General features: G+C 72.6%; 4 protein-coding genes. 3 read left to right on the top strand and 1 reads right to left on the bottom strand.

The window, feature by feature from the left end; all coding sequences use genetic code 11:
• Positions 1-974 (top strand): aspartate-semialdehyde dehydrogenase (locus OOT08_RS08025; protein ID WP_325092081.1); only part of this gene is annotated, 974 nt, incomplete at its 5' end.
• 120 nt (positions 975-1,094) lie between these two features.
• Positions 1,095-1,808, top strand: coding sequence for a DsbA family oxidoreductase (locus OOT08_RS08020; protein ID WP_325092080.1), 714 nt, complete (start codon positions 1,095-1,097; stop codon positions 1,806-1,808).
• 12 nt (positions 1,809-1,820) lie between these two features.
• On the opposite strand, the gene OOT08_RS08015 is transcribed toward OOT08_RS08020, so the two are convergent.
• Positions 1,821-2,324 carry a MarR family winged helix-turn-helix transcriptional regulator gene (locus OOT08_RS08015; RefSeq protein WP_325092079.1) on the bottom strand — a complete coding sequence of 168 codons (504 nt, stop codon included), beginning with the start codon at positions 2,322-2,324 and terminating at the stop codon, positions 1,821-1,823.
• Between the two features lie 115 nt (positions 2,325-2,439).
• On the opposite strand from OOT08_RS08015, the gene OOT08_RS08010 reads away from it, so the two are divergent.
• On the top strand, positions 2,440-3,071 hold a 632-nt coding region (locus tag OOT08_RS08010), incomplete at its 3' end, for an SDR family oxidoreductase (protein ID WP_325092078.1).

The following is a 3,071-nucleotide window of genomic DNA, read 5'->3' as shown; positions in this document are numbered from 1 at the left end:
AGCGGAACTTCCCCATCGCGAGCATCCGTTTCTTCTCCAGCGCGCGCTCGGCGGGCAGCACGATTGAGTTCCGCGGCGAGCAGATCGTCGTCGAGGACGTCGCCACCGCCGACCCCGCCGGGATCGACGTCGCCCTGTTCTCCGCGGGCGGCGCCGCGTCGAAGGCCTACGCCGAGACCTTTGCCGCCGCGGGCGCGCTCGTCGTGGACAACTCCAGTGCCTGGCGCCTGGACCCCGAGGTTCCCCTGATCGTGAGCGAGGTGAACCCGCACGCGCTCGGCGAGGCGAAGAAGGGCATCATCGCGAACCCCAACTGCACCACGATGGCCGCGATGCCGGTGCTCAAGGCGCTCGACGCGGAGGCCGGGCTCACCCGCCTGATCGTGACCACCTTCCAGGCCGTCTCCGGCTCGGGCCTCGTCGGCGCCGAGGAGCTCGCCGGTCAGGTGCGCGCCGCGGTCGAGCAGGGCAACCTGGAGGACCTCGTCCAGGACGGCTCCGCGATCGACTTCCCGGCCCCCAAGGTCTACGCAAAGACGATCGCCTTCGACGTGCTCCCGCTGGCGGGGTCCATCGTGGACGACGGCTCCGAGGAGACCGACGAGGAGCAGAAGCTGCGCAACGAGTCGCGCAAGATTCTGGAGCTGCCGGAGCTGCTCGTGAGCGGCACCTGCGTGCGCGTGCCCGTGTTCACGGGGCACTCCCTCTCGATCAACGCCGAGTTCCGCGACGAGATCTCCGCGGACCGCGCCCGCGAGGTGCTCGCGAACGCCCCGGGCGTGCAGCTCAGCGACGTGCCCACGCCCCTCGAGGCCGCCGGGCAGGACCCCAGCCTCGTGGGCCGCATCCGCGCCGATCAGTCCGCGCCCGCGGGCCGTGGCCTGACGATGTTCGTCTCGAACGATAACCTGCGCAAGGGCGCCGCCCTGAACACCGTGCAGATCGCCGAGCTGATCGCAGCGGCGCGCGCCTAGCCCGCAGCATGCCGCTCCCCGGTGGGCCTTCGGGTTCGCGCGGGGGGCGGCATTTTCTGCGTCCGAAAAGTATCTGTAATTACAGGGAATATTGGGCGCGGGGCCTCCGTTGAGGAGGGTATGACCGAAACAACCGTGCTTCCGGGCGGCGCCGATCGCGCACGCCTCCGCCTCGATGTCTGGCTGGACATCGCCTGCCCCTGGTGCGCCGTCGGCGAGCGACGCCTGAGCCGGGTCCTCGCCGGGCTGCCCTTCGCCGACGCCGTGGACGTGGTGTTCCACTCCTTCCAGCTGGCCCCGGATGCGCCCGAGCGGGCCACCGTGAGCCAACCGGAATACCTGGCGAGCCGCGGGATGGACATGGGCCGCTTCCGGGCCGCGCAGCAGCAGCTCGTCTCGATGGGCGCCGAACTCGACTTCCACTTCCGCCAGGACGAGACGATCCCCTCCAACAGCCTCACCGCCCACCGCCTCATCCAGGCGGCCGGGCCCGGCCGGGCGCAGGCCGCGCTCGTCGACGGGCTGTTTTCCGCCTACTTTGAGACCGGGCAGGACATCGGCGACCCCGCCGTGCTCCGCGCGGTCGCCGTGGCCGCCGGGCTCAGCAACGAAACGGTCGATCGGGTGCTCGCGGACCCCGAGGCGCACCGGGCGCAGGTGGCCGCCGACATCGCCGAGGCGGGCCGACTCGGGATCACCGGGGTGCCCTTCACCGTGATCGACGGTCGCTACGGGATCTCGGGGGCTCAGCCCGAGCAGGCGGTGGCCGAGGCGATTCGCACGGTGTACGCGGAGCGTGCCGCCGGGACGCCCGACACCGCCGACGCCCCCTGAGCCGAGCGGGCGCTAGCCCGTGCCGTCCCGCGACTCGGCGACGCCCGGCTCGGCAAGCGGCGGGGCGCTTCGGACCCCCTCGTGCGCGGCGATGGCGCGGGCGAAGCCGAGCAGGGCGGGCACATCGGCGTCCGCGATCAGCGGCTCGAACTGCTCGGCGAGCGCCGCGACATGGGACGCCGTGGCTCGCTCGATCAGATCCGCGCCCGCCTCCGTGAGGTGCACCCGGTGCGTCCGGGCGTCCTCGGCGTCCACGGAGCGGCGGACCAGGCCGCGCTCGCTCAGCCGGCGCATCAGGTGCGTCGCGGAGCCCGAGCTGTACAGCAGCTCCCGTGCCAGGCCCGTGGCCGAGAGCGATCGGCCGGGGCTCTGGAACAGCGCGAGCAACGCCTCGTACTGGGCCAGGGAGAGATCGAAGTCGCGTTTGAGGTCGGCTCCCAGCCGCAACAGCATCGACCGCTGCCCGTGCAGGAGCCCCCGCCAGATCTCCTGGCGCGGGGTGAGGGGCATCGTCATCGGGCCTCCCTCGACGGTCAACGAGCGCGACCCCTAGGATACGCCGCCGCGCCGGAGCGCGCGGCGCGGCACCCCGTCGGGTGCCACGGAACCCCCTCCACAGGGAAAGGAAACCATGACGCACCACCCAGCAGCGCACCCCGCGGCCCCGGACGGGCCGGACCACCCCCGCGAACGGCAGGAGCTGCTGCGGGCGCAGCGCACCGTCGTTCTGGGGGGCACCGGATCCGTCGGCGAGCACGTCGTCCGAGCGCACCTCGCCGCGGGCGCCGAGGTTATCGTGCCCTCGCGCACGGAGCAGAAGGCGGCCGCGTTCCTCGCGGATCCCGTCTTCGAGACGATGGGCCGCGCCCCCCGCACACGAGTGGGTGACTACGTCAGCTTCGCGGGCGCGCGCGACACCGCGGAGGGGATCCTCGCGGAGCACGGGCCCGTGGACCACGTGGTCGCGACGCTGGGCAGCTGGTGGAGCGGGGACCCCGTCTGGCGGCTCGATCCCGATACCTGGCAACGGTCCTTCGTCGAGGTCGCGGAGAGCTATCTCACGGCCGCGCGGGCCTGGACCCCGCTGCTCGGCCCGGGCGGCAGCCTGCAACTCGTGATCGGGGCCTCCGGCGTCGTGCCCGTCCCCGGGGCCTCGGTCATCTCGATGGCCCAGGCCGCCGTCGTGATGCTCCGCCGGGTCCTCGCCGCCGAGGCGGGCGCGGATCGCCGGGTCTTCGGCATCATCCTGGGCAACCTGAACGT

Origin of the sequence: Leucobacter sp. M11 (assembly GCF_035726885.1) — a bacterium.
In the GTDB taxonomy this organism is placed as follows: domain Bacteria; phylum Actinomycetota; class Actinomycetes; order Actinomycetales; family Microbacteriaceae; genus JAPFRB01.
Note: the sequence above shows the minus strand (reverse complement) of the source record. Positions and strands in the feature narration are given on the sequence as shown.